The sequence below is a fragment of the Neobacillus muris genome (assembly GCF_943193175.1).
Taxonomy (GTDB): Bacteria; Bacillota; Bacilli; order Bacillales; family Cytobacillaceae; genus Neobacillus; species Neobacillus muris.
In genome coordinates, this window is record NZ_CALPDF010000043.1 from 16,323 (window position 1) to 38,391 (window position 22,069).

General features: G+C 40.6%; 19 protein-coding genes. 12 read left to right on the forward strand and 7 right to left on the reverse strand.

The features are described 5' to 3' along the window. The first annotated feature begins 5 nt into the window (after positions 1-5). From NFS43_RS20235 to NFS43_RS20245, 3 genes are all read left to right on the forward strand, one after another. Positions 6-1,427 (forward strand): APC family permease, encoded by a 1,422-nt coding sequence (locus NFS43_RS20235; protein ID WP_251554610.1) that lies wholly within the window; start codon positions 6-8, stop codon positions 1,425-1,427. Positions 1,428-1,453: 26 nt separating this feature from the next. Then, positions 1,454-2,227 carry a 3-oxoacyl-ACP reductase FabG gene (gene fabG / locus NFS43_RS20240; protein ID WP_251554611.1) on the forward strand — a complete coding sequence of 258 codons (774 nt, stop codon included), beginning with the start codon at positions 1,454-1,456 and terminating at the stop codon, positions 2,225-2,227. Positions 2,228-2,305: 78 nt separating this feature from the next. Then, the gene (locus NFS43_RS20245; protein ID WP_251554612.1) at positions 2,306-3,088 is read left to right on the forward strand and encodes a DeoR/GlpR family DNA-binding transcription regulator; all 783 of its coding nucleotides are present in this window, start codon (positions 2,306-2,308) and stop codon (positions 3,086-3,088) included. 263 nt (positions 3,089-3,351) lie between these two features. Here NFS43_RS20245 and NFS43_RS20250 read toward each other — a convergent pair whose 3' ends face one another. Then, positions 3,352-4,038 carry a hypothetical protein gene (locus NFS43_RS20250; RefSeq protein WP_251554613.1) on the reverse strand — a complete coding sequence of 229 codons (687 nt, stop codon included), beginning with the start codon at positions 4,036-4,038 and terminating at the stop codon, positions 3,352-3,354. Positions 4,039-4,347: 309 nt separating this feature from the next. Between NFS43_RS20250 and NFS43_RS20255 the strand changes: the two genes are divergently transcribed. The 8 genes from NFS43_RS20255 (at position 4,348) to NFS43_RS20290 (ending at position 13,881) form a co-directional block, all read left to right on the forward strand. Further along, complete coding sequence (locus tag NFS43_RS20255) at positions 4,348-5,427, forward strand: glycosyltransferase (protein ID WP_251554614.1); 1,080 nt, start codon at positions 4,348-4,350, stop codon at positions 5,425-5,427. Positions 5,428-5,641: 214 nt separating this feature from the next. Further along, complete coding sequence (locus NFS43_RS20260) at positions 5,642-6,643, forward strand: LacI family DNA-binding transcriptional regulator (protein WP_251554615.1); 1,002 nt, start codon at positions 5,642-5,644, stop codon at positions 6,641-6,643. Positions 6,644-6,760: 117 nt separating this feature from the next. After that, complete coding sequence (locus tag NFS43_RS20265) at positions 6,761-7,813, forward strand: substrate-binding domain-containing protein (RefSeq protein ID WP_251554616.1); 1,053 nt, start codon at positions 6,761-6,763, stop codon at positions 7,811-7,813. A gap of 43 nt (positions 7,814-7,856) precedes the next feature. Continuing rightward, a complete protein-coding gene (locus NFS43_RS20270) occupies positions 7,857-9,395 on the forward strand; it encodes a sugar ABC transporter ATP-binding protein (protein ID WP_251554617.1) in 1,539 nt (512 codons plus the stop codon). Beyond that, on the forward strand, positions 9,388-10,410 hold the full coding sequence (locus NFS43_RS20275; RefSeq protein ID WP_251554618.1) for an ABC transporter permease: 1,023 nt from the start codon (positions 9,388-9,390) through the stop codon (positions 10,408-10,410). The genes NFS43_RS20270 and NFS43_RS20275 overlap by 8 nt, the downstream gene beginning before the upstream one ends. After that, positions 10,407-11,444, forward strand: coding sequence for an ABC transporter permease (locus tag NFS43_RS20280; protein WP_251554619.1), 1,038 nt, complete (start codon positions 10,407-10,409; stop codon positions 11,442-11,444). Before NFS43_RS20275 ends, NFS43_RS20280 begins: the two co-directional genes overlap by 4 nt. Before the next feature lie 54 nt (positions 11,445-11,498). After that, entirely contained in the window at positions 11,499-12,698 is a 1,200-nt protein-coding gene (locus NFS43_RS20285) for a hypothetical protein (RefSeq protein ID WP_251554620.1), read from the forward strand. Positions 12,699-12,825: 127 nt separating this feature from the next. Next, positions 12,826-13,881, forward strand: a complete 1,056-nt coding sequence (locus tag NFS43_RS20290) for an aldose 1-epimerase family protein (protein WP_251554621.1) — start codon at positions 12,826-12,828, stop codon at positions 13,879-13,881. Between the two features lie 332 nt (positions 13,882-14,213). Here the strand turns inward: NFS43_RS20290 and NFS43_RS20295 are convergent, their stop codons facing one another. Further along, entirely contained in the window at positions 14,214-15,149 is a 936-nt protein-coding gene (locus NFS43_RS20295; RefSeq protein WP_251554622.1) for an ATP-grasp domain-containing protein, read from the reverse strand. Positions 15,150-15,558: 409 nt separating this feature from the next. Between NFS43_RS20295 and NFS43_RS20300 the strand changes: the two genes are divergently transcribed. Continuing rightward, complete coding sequence (locus NFS43_RS20300) at positions 15,559-16,428, forward strand: hypothetical protein (RefSeq protein ID WP_251554623.1); 870 nt, start codon at positions 15,559-15,561, stop codon at positions 16,426-16,428. 251 nt (positions 16,429-16,679) lie between these two features. Here NFS43_RS20300 and NFS43_RS20305 read toward each other — a convergent pair whose 3' ends face one another. The 5 genes from NFS43_RS20305 to NFS43_RS20325 form a co-directional block, all read right to left on the reverse strand. After that, positions 16,680-18,182: an amidase gene (locus NFS43_RS20305; protein ID WP_277613984.1), complete on the reverse strand. Its 1,503-nt coding sequence runs from the start codon at positions 18,180-18,182 to the stop codon at positions 16,680-16,682. Positions 18,183-18,893: 711 nt separating this feature from the next. After that, positions 18,894-19,478: a ribulose-phosphate 3-epimerase gene (locus NFS43_RS20310; protein WP_251554625.1), complete on the reverse strand. Its 585-nt coding sequence runs from the start codon at positions 19,476-19,478 to the stop codon at positions 18,894-18,896. An 11-nt stretch (positions 19,479-19,489) separates the two neighbouring features. Beyond that, positions 19,490-20,302: a BtpA family protein gene (locus tag NFS43_RS20315; RefSeq protein WP_251554626.1), complete on the reverse strand. Its 813-nt coding sequence runs from the start codon at positions 20,300-20,302 to the stop codon at positions 19,490-19,492. Between the two features lie 2 nt (positions 20,303-20,304). Further along, positions 20,305-21,660, reverse strand: a complete 1,356-nt coding sequence (locus NFS43_RS20320; RefSeq protein WP_251554627.1) for a PTS galactitol transporter subunit IIC — start codon at positions 21,658-21,660, stop codon at positions 20,305-20,307. Between the two features lie 33 nt (positions 21,661-21,693). Further along, positions 21,694-21,969 carry a PTS sugar transporter subunit IIB gene (locus NFS43_RS20325; protein ID WP_251554628.1) on the reverse strand — a complete coding sequence of 92 codons (276 nt, stop codon included), beginning with the start codon at positions 21,967-21,969 and terminating at the stop codon, positions 21,694-21,696. Positions 21,970-22,069 lie beyond the last annotated feature (100 nt).

Consider the following 22,069-nt stretch of genomic DNA (forward strand, 5'->3'; position numbering starts at 1 on the left):
AAACCATGTCTATGCAAGAGGAAAGATTAAATCTAACAGATATTTCAAAGTATGGATATCAACAAGAATTGGATCGAACGATGAACGTTTGGCAGTTGACGGCGTTCGGATTGAATTATATGGTGCCGATCGCTCCTGCGATTATTTTTGGCCTATTGCTGCAAACCTCAGGCGGGTCGGTATCGCTGCCCTATTTCCTTGCCGGGGTGGCGATGCTGTTTACCGCGTTTAGCTATTCCGTTATGGTGCGAAATTTCCCTCTTGCCGGCTCTGTTTATAGCTATGTCGGCAGAGGATGGAATCCGCAGCTGGGCTTTATTGCCGGCTGGGTTTTAGCCTTGGATTATATCTTAATCCCAACGGTAACCGCCTCAAGTTCGGCCTATTTTGCCCAACAATATTTTTCGGAGGTCCCTTATTGGGTTCTTTTAGCCATCTTTGCCGTCGGAACCGGATTATTGAATTTGTTCGGGGTTGAATTAATTTCAAAAATGGGATTAGGCCTCTTAATTTTAGGAGAGTTTGTCGTTTGGCTTTCGATCTTAATCTGGGCTCATGCGGTTCATGGCGGAATGGGAACAGGGACATTGATCAGTTCTGAACCGTTTCATTTTAGCCATTTTTCCGCTTTAGCCTCTGCTACTTCTCTTGCGATTTTTAGCTTCCTTGGATTTGATGCCATAACGACATTGGCAGAAGAAACGAAGCGTCCAAAGCGGGATATCCCAAAAGCAATCTATTGGTGCATCGGGATTGGGACGTTAACCATGGTTGCCTGCGGCTATTTCGGAATGCTAGTCATACCAGATTGGCAATCTCATATGAACGATGAAACATGGGTGAATACAATCCTTTTCCAAGTATCTAAAATGACAGGCGGGGAAGGCTTCGGCATCTTCTTTACGGCCGGCTATTTAACGGAATTGGCAGTCTTTAATCTTGTGGCAACAGCAGCCGGCGCCAGACTGTTATATGGAATGGGAAGGGACAACCTGCTGCCTAAATCCATTTTTGCAAAAGTCAATAAAAAATGGAAAACGCCTCATTGGAGCATCCTCATCATTGTGACCATCGAATTCATCTTAGGCCTTAGTTCCAATATGGCCACACTATCAAACTTAGTCAACTACGGAGCCTTGTTTGGCTTCGCTGCACTCAATCTATCTGTCGTTTGGCTGTACTACGTCAAGAAAAAAGGGGAGTCGTCTTTAAATCAGGGTAGCATTCCAAACTGGAAACCAACGGGAGCCAGTCATCTTCGCTATCTTGTTCTGCCTCTGATTGGATTCCTGATTATCTTGTATGTATGGATCAGCATGGACAAATTGGCCCAAATCATTGGCACGGCATGGCTTGTGTTAGGCATCATTTACTTGGCAGTAAAGACGAAAGGGTTCCGCAAACTGCCGCCGCAATTAAAACTATGAGCTGAAAAAGTAAGGGGGAATCATTGATGTTGACACCTTTAAAAGGGAAAACCGTAATTGTAACAGGAGCAAGCAAAGGGATTGGCAAGGGAATTGCGGCCGTTTTTGCCAGCAAGGGAGCGAATGTGGCAGTTGTATCAAGAACAATGGAAACGGCAGAAAAGAGTGCAGCTGAGATTCGGGAACATGGTGGAATCGTCCAGGCGTTTGAAGGTGATGTATCCAGCTTGGGTTCGATGAAAAAAATGGCGGAAGACGTGGCGGCTTCCTTTGGGGGAATCGATATCCTGTGTTCGAACGCAGGGGTTTTTCCAAACTCTTCGATTGAGAACATGGATGTGAATGAATGGGATTTGGTGATGAACACGAACGCAAGAGGAACCTTATTTGCTATCCAAGCCTGCCTTCCTTATTTAAAAACAGCGGACTATGGCCGGATTATCCTTACCTCCTCGATTACAGGTCCCGTAACCGGTTATGTGGGCTGGTCGCACTATGGGGCGAGCAAGGCCGCGCAGCTTGGTTTTATGAGAAGTGCGGCGCTAGAGCTGGCTCCTTACAATATCACGATTAATGCGGTTATGCCAGGAAATATTTTAACGGAAGGCTTAGAGGAAATGGGCGACGATTATATCAAAAGTATGGCCGCCACCATTCCGATGAAACGGATTGGAAGTGTCGAGGATATTGCGTATGCTGCTTTGTTTTTAGCATCGAAAGAAGCCAGCTATGTGACGGCCCAAACCATTGTGGTAGATGGAGGGCAGATTATTCCTGAAAGTTTAGATGCACTAGCCTAGTTTGGATGGGACTGTCCATGTGCAAAGGGGTCAGGCCCCTTAATGGACAGTCCCTTCTATTTAAAGGGGGTCTTAAGGATGTCGCTTGCATTTGAGGATCGAAAAAAAACGATTTTAACGAGGCTGGCATCGGAGGAGAAGATTTATGTTCCGGATTTGGCTGAGATCCTCAATGTTTCAACGGAGACGATTAGGAGGGATTTGGATCGGCTGGAAAAGGAGGGGAAACTGAAAAAGGTTTACGGCGGGGCGATTTTAAGCAATGAAGATCCATTAGAGCCATCCTTTGAGCAAAAAACGACGATCAATCAGATGGAAAAACGCGGGATTGCCAAAATAGCGGCTTCTCTCATCGAGGATGGGGATATTATCATGATTGGAAATGGCACAACACCATTAGAAATCGTCCGGTTTTTAGGGGATAAAAAGAATATTACGTTAATCACTCACTCAGCAGCGGTGTTGTTCCTTTGTAAAGAAGTCTTTAAAGGGAAAATCATTTTTGTCGGCGGAGAGGTGGATACGAATCAACAGTCCACGCATGGCCCTCTGGCGGAATTGATGTTAAAGCAAATGAAGGCAAACAAGGCGTTTATTTCTGCGGGCGGCATTACGGTGGAGGATGGTATCACGGATTATGATCTCGATGAAGCCCATATGTCGCAGCTGCTGATGGAGAGGTCGGATGAATTGATTGTCTTGGCTGATCACACGAAGTTTGGGGAAACTACGTTTGCTCATATTTGTTCTTTAAAACAGGCTTCATTTATTATTTCGGATTGGGATTGTCCGGCAAAATGGAGAGAAATCCTTCACAAATCTCATATTCCCTTGCTTACCGCGGAGAGAGGGGTTCGATAGAGAGGCAAGGGGACGGTTCTCATGTTCCCTTTTCTGGGGCGCTCGGTTGTGTTATCGATTGGAAAAGTTTGTAGAATAGTAGGTTTTTATAGCCTGATTTCCCCGGCAATTTTTTTACAGCTGATTCGAAGGAAAGCCTTATATAGCTTGGAATAAACCGAATTTAATTAAACGTTTGATTAAAAAATGCCTATAGGAAATTGAGTCGAAATAGAAAAAAGACAAGCCGCAGGAGCTGGCTTGTCTACGCTAACAAAAGGTCCTTAGGCTTTATCATCTGGTTGAACTTGATAGTTTGGATTGGATTGAGTCCAACCGCCGCCATCTTCCGTGCTTCGATTGATGGTTGTATCGCCGTCACCGTCAACCCAGATCTCCCGGCCATCAGGTAAGGTTCTCCAATGGGGCTCAACCTGGTGCTGATGGGGATTTTCCACTTGAACATGATCATCCCCCATCGCCGCTTCACTATGGCTGCTGTCATCAAATCCACCCTCGTTACCATTGACGTCCACAACATCCGCCATATCCAAAATGGACACACCGAGAGCAGCAACCAAGGCGCTCTTCCCTAAATTTTTTGCCCCTTCCAACGCACGATCCGAATTTCCATCCATAAGTCCGCCGGCGACATCTCCAATATTATGGACAGTTGCGGAAATGCCTTGTCCCACTGCTTTGGCTGTTTGGCCGACACCTTCACCCAAATCATCAAATCCTTGATTGATTTTTTGATCATCCTGTGTGATGAAGCCGCTTCCTACATTCCACACGCCCTCTGCCATATTCCCCAATTGTTTACCAGCAAATTCAGTTGAGTTTTTGACTCCATCTCCGACGTCCTTAATGAAATCGGAATTTGTGATTTCCCCAACGCCTTTGATGATTCCCCCTGTGACATTCCCTACCAGCCATCCTGCGCCTTCTCCAAGCCCTTTTAAAAATCCCATTATTTATCTCCTTAGCATTAACTTATATAGCCCTATATGACAAAAGTAGGACTACTTATTATTATCGGAATTTTAAATAATTTGTATAGTGTTTTTTGATAATAAATTCATGTTGCGAATCGTGATCAGGGTTTATTTAATGGGGAATTTAAGCAATTTAATTAAACGATTGATTTTATTTTTTTGTGTAGAAGGATAGGTTTTTTTATCGAAATGTGGCTTAACGGGACCTGATTTCTAGTACAATTAACTCATATTGTCGAGGGTTCTTCAGCGATTATTGGAAGACCAGAGTTAGTGGGGGATCAGATGAAAACCATTTGTTACTATATTTCTGATTACGGATTTGGTCATGCTTCTCGCAGCGTGGCGATTATTCGGGAGCTGTTGGCCCAATCGGATGAGATCAAGGTGATTGTTTGCCATAGTTATGCTCTTGCCTTTATGAAGGAATCGTTGGGCCATGAAGGGCGAGTGGAGTTTCGGGAGGTTTCCACGGATATTGGTTACATATTAAAACAAAATTCGTTAGAACCGGATGTTAAAGGGTTGAATCTTGCTTTTCATGCTTATATGGAAAATATGGATGACGTAGTAAGAGTGGAAGTGGAGTTTTGCCGGCGCAGGGGTGTGGCCGCTATTTTATCTGATATTGTGGCATTTCCTTTTAAGGCCGCAAAGGAGTTGGGCATTCCGTCTATCAGGCTTTCAAATTTTACTTGGTATACGGCGTATAAACAATTGATGGACGAGGACCGCTTAGAGACGCTGAGGGGATATTATTCTCTTATGGATTATCATTTTTCTTTGGCGGCAAGTAATGAGCCGAGTTGGGGCATCAGGGAGAATCGAGGGTTTGGGTTTGTGTCCCGGGGGTGTGACCAAGGGGCTGTGGAAGAGCTAAGGAGATGGATGGATCCAAAGGGTTCCAAGACGATTGTTTATTTTGGTTTGGGGATGAAAGTGTTTATGGACGAGCTAGATGGTTTGGCTTTATGGGATAGTCCGAATTGTTGTTTTGTGGTTTCGAGTAATGTGGCGGTTCGAAGGGAGAATGTCCATCGGATTCCGAAGTTCTATACGGAGTCTCAGCATTTTGTGGCGGCGTCGGACTTGGTGATTACGAAGGCGGGGTGGAGTACGGTGGCGGAGGCGGTTAATGCGAATAAGCCGCTTGTTGTGCTGAATCGGAGTCATATGGAAGAGGACGAGAACATGATTGAATTTCTGAAAAAATATAAAAGAGCGGAGGTGATGGATTGGCAGGAGATTCGGAATTTAAGGATTGATCAGGAGCTGGTGGGGCGATTGGAGGAGCAGAAACGTGCTCAGGCATTTGTTAATGAGGCTAGCGGGATTGTTGGAGGGATTATTGAGGTGCTTTTTTGATTGATTTTGCTGCTTATTTCTAGGAACTAGTCAAAGATCCTGAGTGCATTCTTGATCTTTAAATGATTCAAAATATTGGTCAGAGAATGAATTAAAGTAATCAAAATTATTGATAAAATAATTTTATTTCTTCGTGTTGACATTTTAGAAAAGGATGGTATCATTCAAATTAAGGAAACGTTTCCACAACTAGAATTGATGATAGGTGATTTTTTTGGCTACTATTAAAGATGTTGCTAAGGAAGCAGGTGTTGCTGTCTCCACAGTTTCTCGTGTAATTAATAATAGTGGATATGTTAGTGAAAAAACAAAAGACATAGTGCTTAAGGCGATGGAAAAATACAATTTTTCGCCAAGCGGGGTTGCTCGCGGTTTAGTAAGTGGCACGACAAAGACAGTGGGGCTGATGATTCCTGATGTAGCTAACCCATTTTATTCAGATATAGCCAGAGGAATTGAGGATTCAGCTATTCAAAATGGTTTTGCAACAATTCTTTGTAATTACGATTGGAACTTAGAACGTGAGAAAATGTATTTAGATAAACTCCGCCAAATGCGAGTTGACGGCATTATTTTAGCTGGAAGTAGAAGTAAAATTAATAGTATCATTAATCTGATTGGCAATGTACCGCTCGTTGTAATTGACCGACGCGATAACCCAGTTGGTGGTGCCGTTTGGATGAACAATGAAATAGGAGGAAAAGTAGCTACACAACATCTTTTAGATATTGGATGTAAAAATATTGTTCATTTATCTGGGCCCAAATTATCTCCTTCCGCACTAGGTAGAAAAAATGGATTTCTCCAAGCAATTAAGGAAGGTCTAAGAAGCGGAATGAGGATTACTAGTGCAGTTTACCAGGGGGATTATCGATATAGTGGCGGATATGAGTTAGCTTTAAAACTCCTATCTTCTAAAAATAGACCAGATGGTATTTTTGCCTCAAATGACATTATGGCGATCGGCGCAATTCAAGCAGCACAAAACTTAGGCATTACAATTCCTAATGAGCTTGCTGTTATTGGTTATGACAATATTGCAATGGGGCAATATATTAACCCCAAACTATCAACCATAGACCAATCAGGTTATCTTATGGGTAATACAAGCTGGCAGTTACTTTTTGATATTATGGCTTCTGATGAACGGACACATAAAGATATTGAGTTTGTTCCAAAGTTAATTAAACGACAATCCACTTTTAGATCAAATTGAACAAAAGTGACAAAGTCGTTTTTTTTTAAAACTATGTGGTAACGTTACCATACTAAGGTTTTATTTGAGGGTTATTCCCTTATTAACAATATATTTTTATTTATAGGAGGAAAGAGAATGCGTAGATTAATGGGTATGAAAAAGAAATTTGGAAACATGAGGTTTTTTTCAATCTTAATTCTATTAATTGTTTTGGCATTAAGTTTAGTTGCGTGCAACAGCCAAACCTCCGGAAGTACCGAAAAAGAGTCTAGTTCAAGCACAAAAGAAAGCGCATCCAAATTTAAGGAACGTGATAAAGTAATTGGTTATTCGGTTATGGATTTAAAGCAGCCATTCTGGCAGAGTTTTCAAAAGGGTATTGAGGATGCAGCGAAAGAGGCAGGTTATGAAGTAGTTGTTTCTGATCAAAAGGGCAGTCAGGAAACACAAGTATCTGGTTCTATGAATCTAATTAATAAAAATATTAGTGCGTTAATTGTAACCCCAACACAACCATCTGCTCTTCCAGCTACAATTAATGCTGCACATAATGTGAAAATTCCAGTTGTTATAGGTGATATCGGTGTTGAAGGAGATTATGATGCCTATGTACTTTCCGATAATGAAGGCGGTGGCGCATTAGCAGCTGAGTATATAAATGAACTCTTAGGGTCAACAGAGGGAAAGAAACAAGTAGGAATTATTGAACTTCATCCAGGTAATGTTGTAGGTGCAGACCGTGTCAGAGGATTTGTAGAAAAATTGAAAGAATTTAATGGATTTGAAGTCGTTTCAAAACTTAACGGTGATGATTCGGTGGATGGTGGCTTTAAAGCAACTCAAAGTATGCTAGCAGCCAATCCAAATATTAAAGTTATTTTTGCGGCAAATGACCCAGAAGCTGAAGGTGCAGTACAAGCACTTAAGCAGGCAGGACGTTTAGAAGGAGATAAAAGAGTAGAAGTAATTGGTTTTAATGGAGATGCAAATGCACTAGAGCTTGTTAAAAACGGTGAAATGTTAGCAACTATTGCACAGCATCCAATTGATATGGGTAAGAAATCAGTTGAAATTGCATTGAAATTACTCAACGGTGAGAAAATTGATTTTTCAACCCCTGATAAAAAAGAGTTTAACGTCCCAACAACATTAGTAGACTCTAAAAATATAGAAGAATTCCTAAAATAATTTTGATTGGCTTTGATGAAATGAGTAGAGACGGAGGGAGATTATGCAAAGTGGAGATGCCCCTTTACTAGAAGCTGTAGGCATAACTAAGGAATTTCCAGGTGTACGTGCATTAAAAGGTGTCGATATTGCGATCCAACCAGGTCAAGTCCATGGCCTGGTTGGAGAAAATGGAGCGGGAAAGAGTACATTGATTAAGATTTTTTCGGGACTTTATCAACAAACTAGCGGTGAGCTAAAAATAGATGGTAAACCAGTTAAGTTTCGTAATCCTTTGGATTCCCAAAAATCTGGAATCAGTGTTATTTCTCAAGAATTTCAACTTGTACCACAGTTATCAATAGTTGAGAATATTTTCTTAGGACGAGAGCCGAGGGGAAAAATAGGTCAAATTGATTGGGCAACTGCAAGAAAAAGAGCAGCAGCTATTCTAGAGAGGCTGGGAATGAGTGTATCTGTTAACCAAGCTGTTGAATTATTAAGTATTGCTGACCAACAGTTGATTGAAATAGGGAAAGCACTGGCTGAAAATGCTCGGCTAATTATTATGGATGAACCGACAGCCTCTTTAAATATGGCTGAAGCTGACCGATTGATGAAAATAGTAAAAGAACTGCGTAATGATGGAAGATCTATTTTATATGTGTCCCATCGATTACATGAGATTTTTCATTTAACTGATTGTATTACTGTTTTTCGTGATGGACGCCGAGTGGCTGTTAAACCAACCAGTGAATTAACAGAGGAAGAATTAGTAACGTTAATGATTGGGAGAAAGCTCGAAACGCCTTCTGACACTGATAGTTTAAATCAGCATAATAATGATTCTGCTCCTATATTTGAAGTGAAAAATTTAAGCGTTCCAAGATATGTACATAACGTTAGCTTTAATGTTAGAAGTGGAGAGATCGTAGGTATTGCAGGTTTAATAGGCTCAGGTAGAAGAGAACTCACAAGGGCTTTATATGGGCTCGAAACTATATCATCTGGTGAGATAATTATTAATGGAAAAGCGGAAAAAATTAATAATCCTACACAAGCCTTGCAAGCAAAGCTCTATATGCTGACAGAAGATAGAAAAGAAGAAGGGATTATTCCGCACTTTAATGTTAGTGAGAATATCGCACTTTCCAGTCAACCAAAGAATGTGAAAGATAAATTTCTCATTAATCAAGACCATGAGGACACGATGTACAAAAATATGAAAAACTTCTTTAACATCCGTTGTTTTGGACCCACTCAAGGAATTGTTACCTTAAGTGGCGGAAATCAGCAAAAGGTATTATTGGGAAGAGCGCTTGCAGCGGATTGCCAGGTTTTACTACTTAATGAGCCGACAAGAGGGGTCGATATAGGGGCCAAAATGGAAATCTATAAAGCTATTAGGGAGCTCGCTTCAACGGGTGTTGCGGTGGTAGTAAGCTCATCAGAAGCGCAAGAAATAGTTCAATTAGTTGACCGCTGTATTGTACTTAATGCTGGTAATCTCGTTACAGAAATTTCAAAGAAAGATCTAAATGAGGACAATATCGTTGCTGCATCCTTACGTCGGGCAAAAACGGAGGCGATAGTGAATGGCTAATGCTCAAGCGATATCAAAAGGGACGAAGAATGAAAAAGGCAGTAACGGCGGTGTTTTAAAAATAGCACAACAAGCACAAAACCTAAGTGTATTGCTATTTTTAGTCCTCCTCTATGTAGTAGTAGGTATATTAAACCCCAATTATATTAGTGGAGATAATCTCGCAAACATTATTGTTGAAACAGCGATTCTAGCTGTTGTTGCATATGGAATGACATTTGCAATTGCAATGGGAGTATTTGATTTGTCCGTTGGCTCGATTCAGGCTTTGTGTGCTAGTGTAGTAGCCACTATGCTGATGACACATGGCATTATTACTAGTATTGGAATTGCATTGGTTGTTGGTTTTTTAATAGGAATTGTGAATGGGGTTTTAATTAGTAAATTAAGAGTGCCGGCATTTGTTGCTACATTAGGAACAATGTCAGTTGTTCGTGGTGCAGCTTTATTATATACCGATGGTGTTTCTATTCTAATAAAAAATCAAAGTTTTGGTGCCTTCAACACTAGGTCTATTCTTGGAATTCCATTACCGATTATGATTGCTGTTGTTATTCTAATCGTTTTGTGGGCGATATTTAAGCATACTCCGTTTGGAAGACATATTGCTGCGGTAGGTGGTAATCCTAATGCAGCCGTTGCGGCTGGTTTAAATGTGGATAGAATTACAATCATTGTGTTTGGGATTGTTGGATTAACAGCAGCATTCTCAGGGGTCATGCTTAGTTCCCAATTGATGAATGTTACAGGCTCAATGGGTATGGGTCTTGAAATGAATGCCATTGCTGCCGTTGTTTTAGGCGGGACTAGTATGCAGGGCGGCCGAGGCAGTTTAGTGGGAACATTAGTCGGTGCTTTCTTGCTCTCTTCAATTAGTACGGCTCTTGATATTCTAAATATCCCAAGTTTCTTCCAATACTTAGCAACAGGTTTACTGCTGATTGGAGCTTTAAGTCTTGATAGCGCTAGACGGCAATTGATTAAATCGCTATTAAGGAGGAGTGCACGGACATGAAAAAAATCAAACAATTCAATGCAGCTGAGAATGCTTTTTTGGTTGAAGACGGTCTAAGTCCAGAACAAGATGTGAAAGAAACTGCCAGCTTAAAATCAATTCTATTGAAACTCTTGAATGAATATACAATTGTTTGGATTGTCATTTTAACTGGGCTTATTCTCTTTATATCAAATGAACATTTTGGCACTGTTGGCAACCTTACTAGCGTTTTAAGGCAATCTGCCTTTGTTGGTATTGGGGCAGTAGGCATGACATTTGTAATAATGGGTGGTGGGATTGACCTATCAGTTCCAGGGATTGTGTCCTTGACGGCAGTTATTGGGGCATTCCTTATGCCAGTTGCAGGTGTTGTAGTTGGCTTATTGGCCGCACTGCTATGCGGTATCTTTTTAGGGCTGATTAATGGAATGGTAATTATGAGGTTAAAAATTCCTCCGTTTGTTGCAACCCTAGGAACCGGGTATGTCTATCTATCGATAGTATTTATGATTACAAATGAGCAAGTAGTAATGGTTAATTCTCCTATTATTCTTAACGTAGGAATGGGTTCATTATTAGGTATTCCAATTCCTTTTATCATTTTAATAGCATGTACTCTTTTATGTAGCTTTCTATCTAAATGTTCCCGATACGGCCGCTTGGTTAGATCTATCGGAAGCAGTTTGAATGCAACAAGAGCTGCAGGGATATCTGTTAATCGTGTAACTATTTTTTCCTATATGGTTTTAGGATTATTGACAGCACTCACAGGAGTAATACTCTCCGGGTATCTTTCCTCAGCTAATGGGAATATGGGAACCGGTTATGATTTGAATACTATTGCTGCAGCCGTTGTAGGGGGAACCAGTCTACAAGGAGGGAAAGGATCATTTGTTGGTACATTAGCAGGGGCTCTTTTCTTTTCGATGATTAGTAATGCATTAGATTTGTTTGGTGTTGGCTCCTATTGGCAATATGTTGCAACTGGTTCTGTTATTATATTTGCTATCACATTAGACGGACTAAAGGCTAAGTATAAATCTCACGCATGATTGTTATTTATGATGACCAATTAATATAACTTACTTTATATGGAGGGATATAAGATGTCTAATGAATTAGTACATCAAGCTTTTGAAGAAGGAGAAGGGATATTAAACCTTGTTCCTAACTTTGTTCCACGTCGATTTGGGGAACCAGGTTTTCGTTTACGATTACATCCTGATGATTATTATCCATTTGGATTAAAAAGAGGAGCTATAAAGGAACGTTGGTTTTCTTCAGTTGTCCAAACTATAAATGGGGACGATGCACCAGAAGATGAGGGATTGAGCTATGTGGCCTTACGAAGCGATTCGAACAGTAGGTTCCTATTTAAAGATGCTGTAAAAGAATTGGGTGCTGATTTAATTGGCGATCAATTAATTAAAGAGCATGGAACATGGCCAATGTTTGCCAAGTTTTTCGATTATAAAACTCCTCTATTCCACCATATTCACCTTATGCAAAAACATGCTGAGCTTATTGGAAAGATGGCTAAACCAGAAGCCTATTATTTCCCTCGGCAATTAAACAATCATGGAGGGGAATTTCCAGTTACTTATTTTGGATTTGACCCAAGTGTTACGCTGGATGAGGTAAAGGAAAGATTATTACAATATGAAGCTACAGATAATAGAATAACAGAATTGTCCCGTGCATTTAGAATTCAATTAGGGACAGGATGGTATGTTCCCGCGGGGATTATCCATGCACCAGGTTCCTATTTAACATACGAACCACAATTGAATAGTGATGTAAACTCTGTGTTTGAGAATGTGGTAAGTGCCGATCATTATTCATATGACTTTTTAGTAGAAAATGTTCCAGAAGATAAGCAACGTGATGTTGATTTTATTCTCAGCTTATTAGATTGGGAGAAAAATACGGATCCTGAATTTAAAAAGCACTATTTCAGGCCACCGGTAGAGTCTTCAAGTGAAGATGGTATTTATGAAGAGAAATGGGTTGCATATGGAAATGAATATATCGCCGCAAAAGAACTAACCGTACTGCCTGGTCAAATTGCTACAATTAAAGATAGCTCTGCCTATGGATGTATTATTATTCAAGGTCATGGTAAATTCGGGGCTTATGATGCTGAAGCTGCTCAAATGATTCGTTTCGGACAAATGACATCTGACGAGTTTTTTGTTAGCGAAGAAGCTGCCAAGAAAGGTGTGGTAATTGCAAACCATAGTTTAAGAGAACCGTTGGTTATTTTAAAACACTTTGCTTCTAATAATAAAGACGTTCCAAAATCTTGATAGCCTTCAAGAATGGAACTTTAAACAGCTAATCGAAGAATTGGAGGGTCTAGATTAGCTGTTTTTCTTTTTGAAAAATATTTTTACAAATTTTTATATCTATAATCTTGATATGGAGGTAGTCTGATTGAAACTATATGGGAAGGATTGGACAAGAAGAGAAATTGAAAAATATGTTGGAAGGCTTGAACAGATAGGCGGCTTGCGAAAAATGAAGTATCAAGAAGGTCCGGAGGCAGGTGTAGAAATGATACAAGTTCGGACCGGAGGTGGACTTAGTCTGGCAATTTCTCCGTCGCGAGGAATGGATATATCCTTAGCTGAATTTATGGGTGTTCCGATTAGTTGGCAATCAGCTAACGGGGATATTCATCCAGCTTATTATGATGCTCGAGGTGGGGAATGGGCAAGAACTGCCGTGGGTGGCCTATTAATGACGTGTGGACTAACTCAAGTTGGAACTGCAACTTTTGATAATGGAGAAGAATTGGGACTTCATGGGAGAGTTCATCATATTGCAGCCAAAGGAATAACAGCTGAAGGTGTATGGATAAATGATCAGTATAGAATGAAAGTAAAAGGTGTTGTTGAAGAAACAACTGCATTTGGAGAATATTTACGACTTATTCGAGAATATACATTTTTCCTTGGAGAGAATACAATTTATTTGAAAGACACTGTAGAAAATATTGGTTTTACATCAAGGCCTCATATGATTCTTTATCATTTTAACTTTGGCTTTCCTTTTATTAATGAAGAAACGGGGTTTACGTTTCCATCGAATAAAATAACTCCCCGGGATGAAGGAATACCGATTGAAGGATATGATGAATGGGGTTATCCGAGGGTGGGTTATCAAGAAAGGGTTTATTACCATGAAAATCTGAATACATATGAGGAAGATAATGGAAAAGAATATGCAAATGTAATTGTTTCAAATCCACGATTTCCAAATCCTTTTGATCAAACCAGCTTTCCATTAAGTATGAAGCTTTCTTGGGATGTATCAAATTTACCTAGATTCACTCAATGGAAAATGAATGGTGCTGGAACAAATGTGGTTGGAATCGAGCCTGGCAATTGTTATGTAGAAGGTAGAAAAGTAGAAAAGGAACGTGGGTCATTAGTAATGTTGGAGCCTGGGCAATCCTTAACTTATGACCTGAAAATTGAGTTTTTTTGATACTAGTTTGCTAATTGCATCACTAATTCAGTTGTCATTAGTGCCAACAAGGTAATTATCTAAAGAAAGATTGCATAGACCCTTTGGAATGTTTATTGTTGTTTTTTGGAAATTATGCGTCCGAAACAATTTATCATAAAGGGAGGATTTTTCTCAATCTTTTTAGTTAGAAATTCATGCTGGCACGTTTCCTGCCTCTTATATTAAAAGTGCTTCTCTCAGAGCAACTGGTTTCGACGGGATTAAAGAGAAGTTAAAAGATTGTTGAACCATTGATTATCCTCCTTAGCAAAAATTAATGATTCAATTCTTGCCAAGGAGGATTAGTCACCCTATAGCTTCGCCAATTCAGCCCCTAAAAACGCAGCCAACTGTAACATCCCATACTTCCCGGCCGCCTTTTCAGCATCACTATTATAATTCGTGTTCGTATTAATATCATAGGTATAAAGCGTTCCAGTTTCATCCCTGATAAACTCAATCCCAGCGACAGCAATCCCATGCTCTTGCAGGAACGCCTCATATTTTGGAATAATGGCATCATCAAAACCATCGATGATTTGGAACTTCGGTTTTTGCTCCACTTCTTCTCCCACAGGACAGAAAAGATCCCCGATATTGCAAGCATCAGCCGGACATAACTCAAAACCGCCGGACGTATCTACTTGAACCGCATAGAAAAACTTGCCGCCAATAAATTCACAACGAACATTCGATTGATCCGGGGATTTAATATATTCCTGAATCAAGGTGATGCCATCAATCGGCTCATCAAAAGCTGGACTATTAACATAGTATTTTAAAGCTTCAACGGACTGAAATAACTGCACACCTAATCCCTTGCCAGCCCGATTATGTTTGGTAATGAATGATCCAGTCCCGATTTTTTCAGCTGCCCGAATAATTTGTTCCTTGCCAACGGCCGCAATCGTTTTGGGTGTTTGAATTCCTGCTTTTTCGAGGGCATTATATTGCTTCACCTTACTGAGTTCGAAGTTAATCGCACTGGTTCCATTGAACACCTTGCAATCATGCCGTTCCAGCCAAGAAAGGACATTGTCTGCCAATTCAGGCGCAAAACGATGGCCGCGGGTATGGGAGGAGGCGCTCATGCGATTATAAAAAACGCCTTCTGGCGGGCGTTCTGACAAATCGAGCAAGCCTTCGTCGAGATGCCATTCTTCATAGGGCAGGCCTAATTCTTCTAATCTTTTTGTTAAGTGAATGGTCCATTCGCTATTTTCATGTATGATATAGATCTTGCTCATTCATAATTCCTCCTTTACTTATGCGTTACCTTATAACTTCTTCATTTTTCTTCTATTTAAGGGTCCAAATAGGATTTTTCATATACTATATCATAAATAGTTTGATACTGCATGGATTACAGGAACCGCTTTCTGTTATTAAACAAACGTTTATTTAACAGTTTAAAAGAGAATCTCACCATTACCTAACCAAACTGCCCAACGGTCCGCAAGATTGCTCAGGATCAAAGATAGGGTATTTTAACCGGCCTACACCATTTAAAGACCAATACTCACTCAACCCTTTAGCCGACTGACAAATTCTTTTTACCTGCTATTTCCTGCAAAATCCTAATAAACAGGATGAAATTTTCTTGGTATAATAAAATGAAAATTATTGATTAGGAACGACGGAGGTAGTAAGAAGAGTATGCAAGACAATCAAAACCAGAGAGAGATAAAGATTCTAAAAAGCCCTAAAAAAATAATCCTTTTCACTTTAGCTGCGATTGCCCTGTTGTTCTTTGTGGTAAAAGACGTTCAGAAGACGATGGAAACGAAGAAAAAGGAAGAGAAGTACGCTAGAGTGGTTACGTCTGTAGAGTCGCAAATGGATAAAACAATTAAGGACTTGGAAACAGATAAGACCTTATCTACCTATCTATCACATCTAAAATATAATCGCGATACAGAATGGAGCAAGCAGGATTTTCGTTATGATATTGAAGGAGATTTAGATGCCTCCTTTGATACGTTGAGCAAAAAGGAACAGTATGATTTCTTTGCACATGCGGTGGAAGTCATAAGGGAAACCAATAAAAAGAATGGCGGAGAATTGGAGTGTGGGAAATATACTTGCTTTATTTATGCTCTCAATTTAAAGACTGACTCAGAAGAGTATGAGATGACCTATTCCTATGAAGGTGAAAAAGAACATTTATTCGTTGGTGGACATTATGGGAAAGAATATCTTGCAGATGGTTCAGAATATATGTCTCCTAACGCGGCAAGTAATGCTGGAACTACATCGGCGTCCGCCACTGCAGAACCAGTGATCAATTCAGATCCTTCAACCGCTACTGGTGTGGATTGGATGCAGATGAGTTCGCACCAAAAATCAGAGGTTGTTTCCTCTGTTATTTCTAGTTTGGAAAGCAAAGGATACACCATATTAGAGGGTCCTGATTGGTTTATTGATTCCTTGGATGCCTATTACGGAGATCCTGCTACCAATACCACAACGGTTGTTGAAATTATTGCGATGTCAGGAGTCGCAGGCGGAGTCATCCTTGAACCGTAGGTACAGTCTCACATCTTAGCCAAAGAGGTCCCAGTTGGGAAAAGGACTAATATCCTATTAAATAAAAAAATAAAATCCTCATTCTAATACGGAAAATATCCAAAATAGAAGGAGGATTTTTCATATGGAGTAAAGGATGTTTTGAAATAATGTAAGATTGTTTTATCATCAATAGAGTATCTGTTATAACTAAAAGTGGCGGTTCAATGGCAATAAAGCCATGAGAACCGTCACTGCGGATTCCAGACGTTTTATTTTAAAGTGGTAGCCCCAAGGCTTCTGTTTTTACAAATTTCATAGATGCTATTCCATGGTTGTAGACGCTCAAACTCGGCACTTGCTGCCAGCACATCAAGATCCGCATATCTCCTGCCAATGATTTGCATTCCGATTGGCAGATGATCCTTTGAGAGGCCCGCGGGAATAGAAGCAGAAGGATGCCCCGTAAAGTTGGTGAAATAAGTCAGGCACCAGCCGATTAATGGGTCCACTTCCACACCATTGATTTGTGATGGTCCCATGGTGTTGCCATCCTCTGCATTATTTACCGGTAACGACGCCACTGTAGGAGTCACAATTAAATCATAATCTTTTAAAATATTTTGAAGGGCGTCATAGATTTCTGTTCTCATATGCTGATCCCGATTCATATCAAGAACATTCATTTTATAGCCTTTCTCTAACCAATCGATAAATTGAGGAGGCAGATCCTCCCGGTGATCTTTTAAAATATCAATTCCCTGATTTTTGAAGTTTTCGAACGTATCGATATTAGAAGGTAAGATTAACCTGCACCATAAATCACTTAATTCACGTTGGTCCCTCGTTATGCCAAATTTGACCTCTTCCACATGGGCACCTGCTTGCTCAAATACTCTCACGGCCTGTCTGACGGTTTGGGCAATTTCTGGATCGACAGGGAAAACATCAAAGTCAGGGCTATAGGCAATTTTCATTTCTTTGATTGATTTTGTTAAGGCAGACCTATAGTTGACATTCTCCTCTAAGCTAAATGGGTCTCTTGGATCATATCCTGCTAACGCTGACAAACCAATGGCAGCATCCTCGACATTCCGGGTTAAGGTCCCTTCAAATAGGAAAGGGTTGATCCCGCCAAAAGCATTTGGTCTAGATACAAACGGAATTCGCCCGTAAGAAGCCTTATATCCATATAATCCACACCAGGCAGCGGGAATCCGAATGGAGCCTCCGCCATCGGTCCCTTCGGCAATCGGAAGCAGCCCATCTGCAACAGATGCTGCACTGCCGCCAGAAGAACCACCGGTATTTTTTGAGAGATTAAAAGGATTGCGTGAAGGGCCAAATAGATAGTTATCACATGTGCCCCTAAATCCCATAACTGGGCTATTCGTTTTGCCGACAAGGATGGCGCCATTTCGTTCCATCCGTTCAGCATAGGTGCAATAAAATGCAGCAATGTTATCTTTTAATGCCCGAATTCCGCCAAAGGTCGAAGGCCAGCCTGGCTTAAAATCGAATAAGTCCTTAAGGGCTGTAGGAATTCCATGCATGGGACCGGTTGTTTCGCCGGACATTAGCATTTTTTCCGCCTTTTTTGCTTGCGCCATGGCTCCTTCCAGATCTAGATGTACAAAAGCATTTATACTGGAATTTCTTTCTGACATTCTTTTGCTAACCGCCTCTATCACATCGACAGGTGATAATTGCTTACTCGATATATTTGCCGATAATTCCGCGACAGACATATAGGATAGTTCTTTTGAAATGGACATGTTTAATCTTCCTCCCATACGATTACTATCAGTTTATAAGCCTTCTCGAATATCTGAATTTGCCTATTAGCAGCAGTGGGCCCTGGCAAAGGATTCATTTATTTATTTTGTAATACATGCTTCTGGGTTTTCCCACTCCGAATTATGTATACGCTTACAATTAGTCGTTGCTGCCTTATAGGACTGACTAGGTTGTTTATAATGAAAGAGAATATAGTCTATAAAATTAATTTCGCAGACCACAGTTTATTTGTCAATACAATTTTTAATTTTCAGAAATTTAGATTGCGATGAATTTCAGAAAGCAAAGGGCCCTCCCTGCAGAAGAAGAAAATGCCAATCTTCATAGGGCAAGCCTAATTCTTCTAATCTCTTTATTAGATGTACAGTCTATTCACTATAATATATATCTTCCTCGTTTTTCATTTCCCCTTTATTTAGGCTGATTTTATGTTGAAGAAATAAACGGAAAAACTCCGCCTACGAATCCTCGTACCTGCACGAAAATCAACAATGAATGCTAACAGCGCCTCCAATATAAAATCAGTATTCAAAATCGTAGAAAAATAACCTTGTACAATAGCTAATGTACAAGGTTATCCATTTTTTTAAGGATAGGCAAACCATATTTATTTTTAACAATCCATGAGTGTCAGATCCTTATTCATCCAATTCAATTCCTCGTAATACTTGGTTTACTATCCTTAGACCTCAGTTAAAAATTGCCCTTCCCATTACTGCGGTGGTTACCCCGATCTTTTCTAAATCAGGTAAAGTCTCATGTGAAATATTTCCATCCACCCAGATGTTTAGGGGTGGCTGCTTTTCATGTATGGTTTTTACTTTACCCAGCATTTCCTCAATAAAAGCTTGGTCTCTTCCATCTGGTTCTGCCGTCATGATTAAAACAGCATCCAATTCTTTTAGTAGATACAGATAAGGCTCAACGGGTGTCGCTGGATTAAATGCCAGTCCGCATTTGATGTTGCTCCCTTTTACCCGTCCAATAAATTCCCTGACATATGGGAGGGACTCTGCATGGGCAAATAGGATGCTAGGTCTAAGGCGGAAAATTTCATCCAAATATTGATACGGATTGGTAACCATCAAATGAAAGGAAAAAGGCTTATTGGTAACGGATCGCAAAGCATGGATGGTTTTCATTCCAAATGTAATATTTGGAATGAAATTTCCATCCTCAATATCAATGTGAATGTCATCAAAATGATCGAGACGCTTGATTTCCTCTTCTAATCGTAAAGGATTGGCAGAAGCAATGGATGGTGATATTTTCATGCTATTCACTCCTAAAGAGCAGACCGGAATCGCTTCACTTCGTCCATAAATTCCTTTACACGTTTTGGATCTACATGGTTTTCAAACTTCCCATCATACTTAAAGGTGGTTCCAACTACAGCACCGTCAGCCGTTGAGAGTTGGTCGCGAAGATTGTGAAGACGAACCCCGGTGTTGGCAAAAACGACAGTTTCTGGCACGACCGCTTTTACCCTCTTTAAAAGTTGAGCATCTGTTTCAGCTCCTGCAGTTAGTCCAGAAACGCATAAGGCATCGGGGCGGTTATTAAATACCGTTGTTTTAGCAATCGATTCAATATCACGGTCAGCTAAATATTGGGAAGCTTCAGGAACAATATTAAAGAGCAGCTTAACGCTTTCGGCACCAAGATAGTGCTGATGGCGTTTAGTCTCCCCGATATTGGTATTCCATAGGCCGAAGTCACTGGCATATACGCCTGTGAAAATCTCCCTTACAAATACCGCACCGGTTGCAGCGGCAAGGTCGAGTGATTTTTTGCCATCCCAGAGGACGTTTACGCCGAAGGGTATTTGTATTTCCTTCTTCAATTCCCCGATAATCCTAGCCATGGCGGCTACGGTTTCTGTCTTTACATCCGTCAGATAAGGCAGGCTGAATTCATTCGAGAACATGACAGCATCAACTCCGCCATCCTGGAGGGCATGGAGATCTTTTCTTGCCATTTCCACTACATATTCCATCCCTTTTTCTTTATCGTAATAAGGGTCTCCAGGTAAGGGAAGAAAATGGCACATCGCAATAATTGCCTTCTCTGTACCAATTACATCTTTTAACCAAGTCATGTTTATACCTCCATTGATGATCCTGTTGATTTAGTAGATTTTTTGCTGCGGAAAATCGCTAATACTCCAGCGACAATTGCGAGTATTAGAATGGCACCAACAATTTTAATCTTTGCCAGTAAAGAAAGGATTAAAGCGATCAGATTCCCTGCCGAAAGTGCAGTGATTTTCGTTGCATTCTCTGGGAACGCAAAACCTGTGTTAACAGCCGATTCCGTGATGATTGGAGCGAAGTAGCTAGCAATCAGCAGGATAATCGCCATCACAATTGTACCGCTTATTAAGGTACGTAAGATGTCCCCTCTGTGAATAGGTGTAGCCATGGCAATAAAGAAAGCAGTTGCCGCTAAGTCCCCAAAAGGAAGCGTAGTGTTTAATGGCAGAATCATAGCCAGAACGAGTGTAATAGGGATCAGCAAGATGGCCACTGTAATCGTTGTGGCGTGACCTAGTGTGACAGCAGAGTCTAGACCAATATAAAACTCTGAACCTTTGAATCTCTTTTCAAGGAAGCTCTTGGCAGCATCTGAAATAGGCACGAGTCCTTCCATGATGACCTTCACCATTCTTGGCAATAACAGCATTAAGGCGGCCATTGAAATGCCTAGTTCCAACACTTTTTTAACATCGTATCCAACAGCAAGACCGAGGAGGATTCCGAGGATAAAGCCAATCATTAACGGTTCACCTAAAACACCTAATTTTTTCTGGACAGCGTCTGTATCAATTTTTCGTTTGTTCATAAAAGGAATTTTGTCATATAGTTTATCTAAGAGGAGATAGATTGGAATGGTTGTGACAGCAAAGCCTTGTGGAATTGAGATGCCAGGAATCCCGATAACCTGCTGTACTCTTGGTGCGGCAATATCAGCAATCTTCAGTGCGATAATGGCATGGGCCGCTGCTCCGTATAGGCCATACCAGAAATTATCCGTCACGGTCATAATGACGGCACCCGTAAAGGCATAGTGCCAGTAATTCCAGATGTCGATATTGACCGTTTTAGTTTGTCTGAACAATAGCATTAAAAAGTTGATAAGGATAATAAAGGGAATAATAACTGCCCCAACTTTTGTTGCAAATGCAACCCCTGCTGCCGCTGCCCAGCCGGCGTCCACGACAGATAAGTTTAAATCAAATCTTTCTATTAAGATATTTGTTACTGGCCCTACATAATCCCATATGATCGTGAGTACCAGGTTCAACCCTACGAATCCAATTCCCACCATAATACCGGCACGAATCGCTTTCAGGATATTGAGCCGGAACAGGAGCCCCACCACCATAATCATAATTGGAATCATTACCATTGACCCGAGATTGCTAATATAATCAAAAATATCAACAATAAAATCCATCCTGGTTCCCCCTTATTTTTAACTAACTACCCCTTAACCCAGGTAATCTAAAAGTTCTTTTTCTGTTTCTTCTTTCCCGATCCCCGTAATAAAAGACAGGCCCATGATAACAGGTGCGTTATACTTTTTATCCAGTTTCATAGAAGTGACAATGACATCGGCGCTGTCTGCGTGGCCGTCAATGTCGCCAATCATGCATTGGATAATCTTCGCTTGAATATTATTTTCCCGTAAAAGTGTGTTCACCCGGTCGACAATAATCGTGGAGGTCGCTACCCCAGCCCCACATGCAATAATGATGGTTTTCATCTCTTCACCCCCTTTCGTTATAACGTATTGTAAAAACTTTTATTTAAAACAGGCTATAAAATACCTTGATAGAGGGCTTTATAAGCAAAAAAATTGTCAC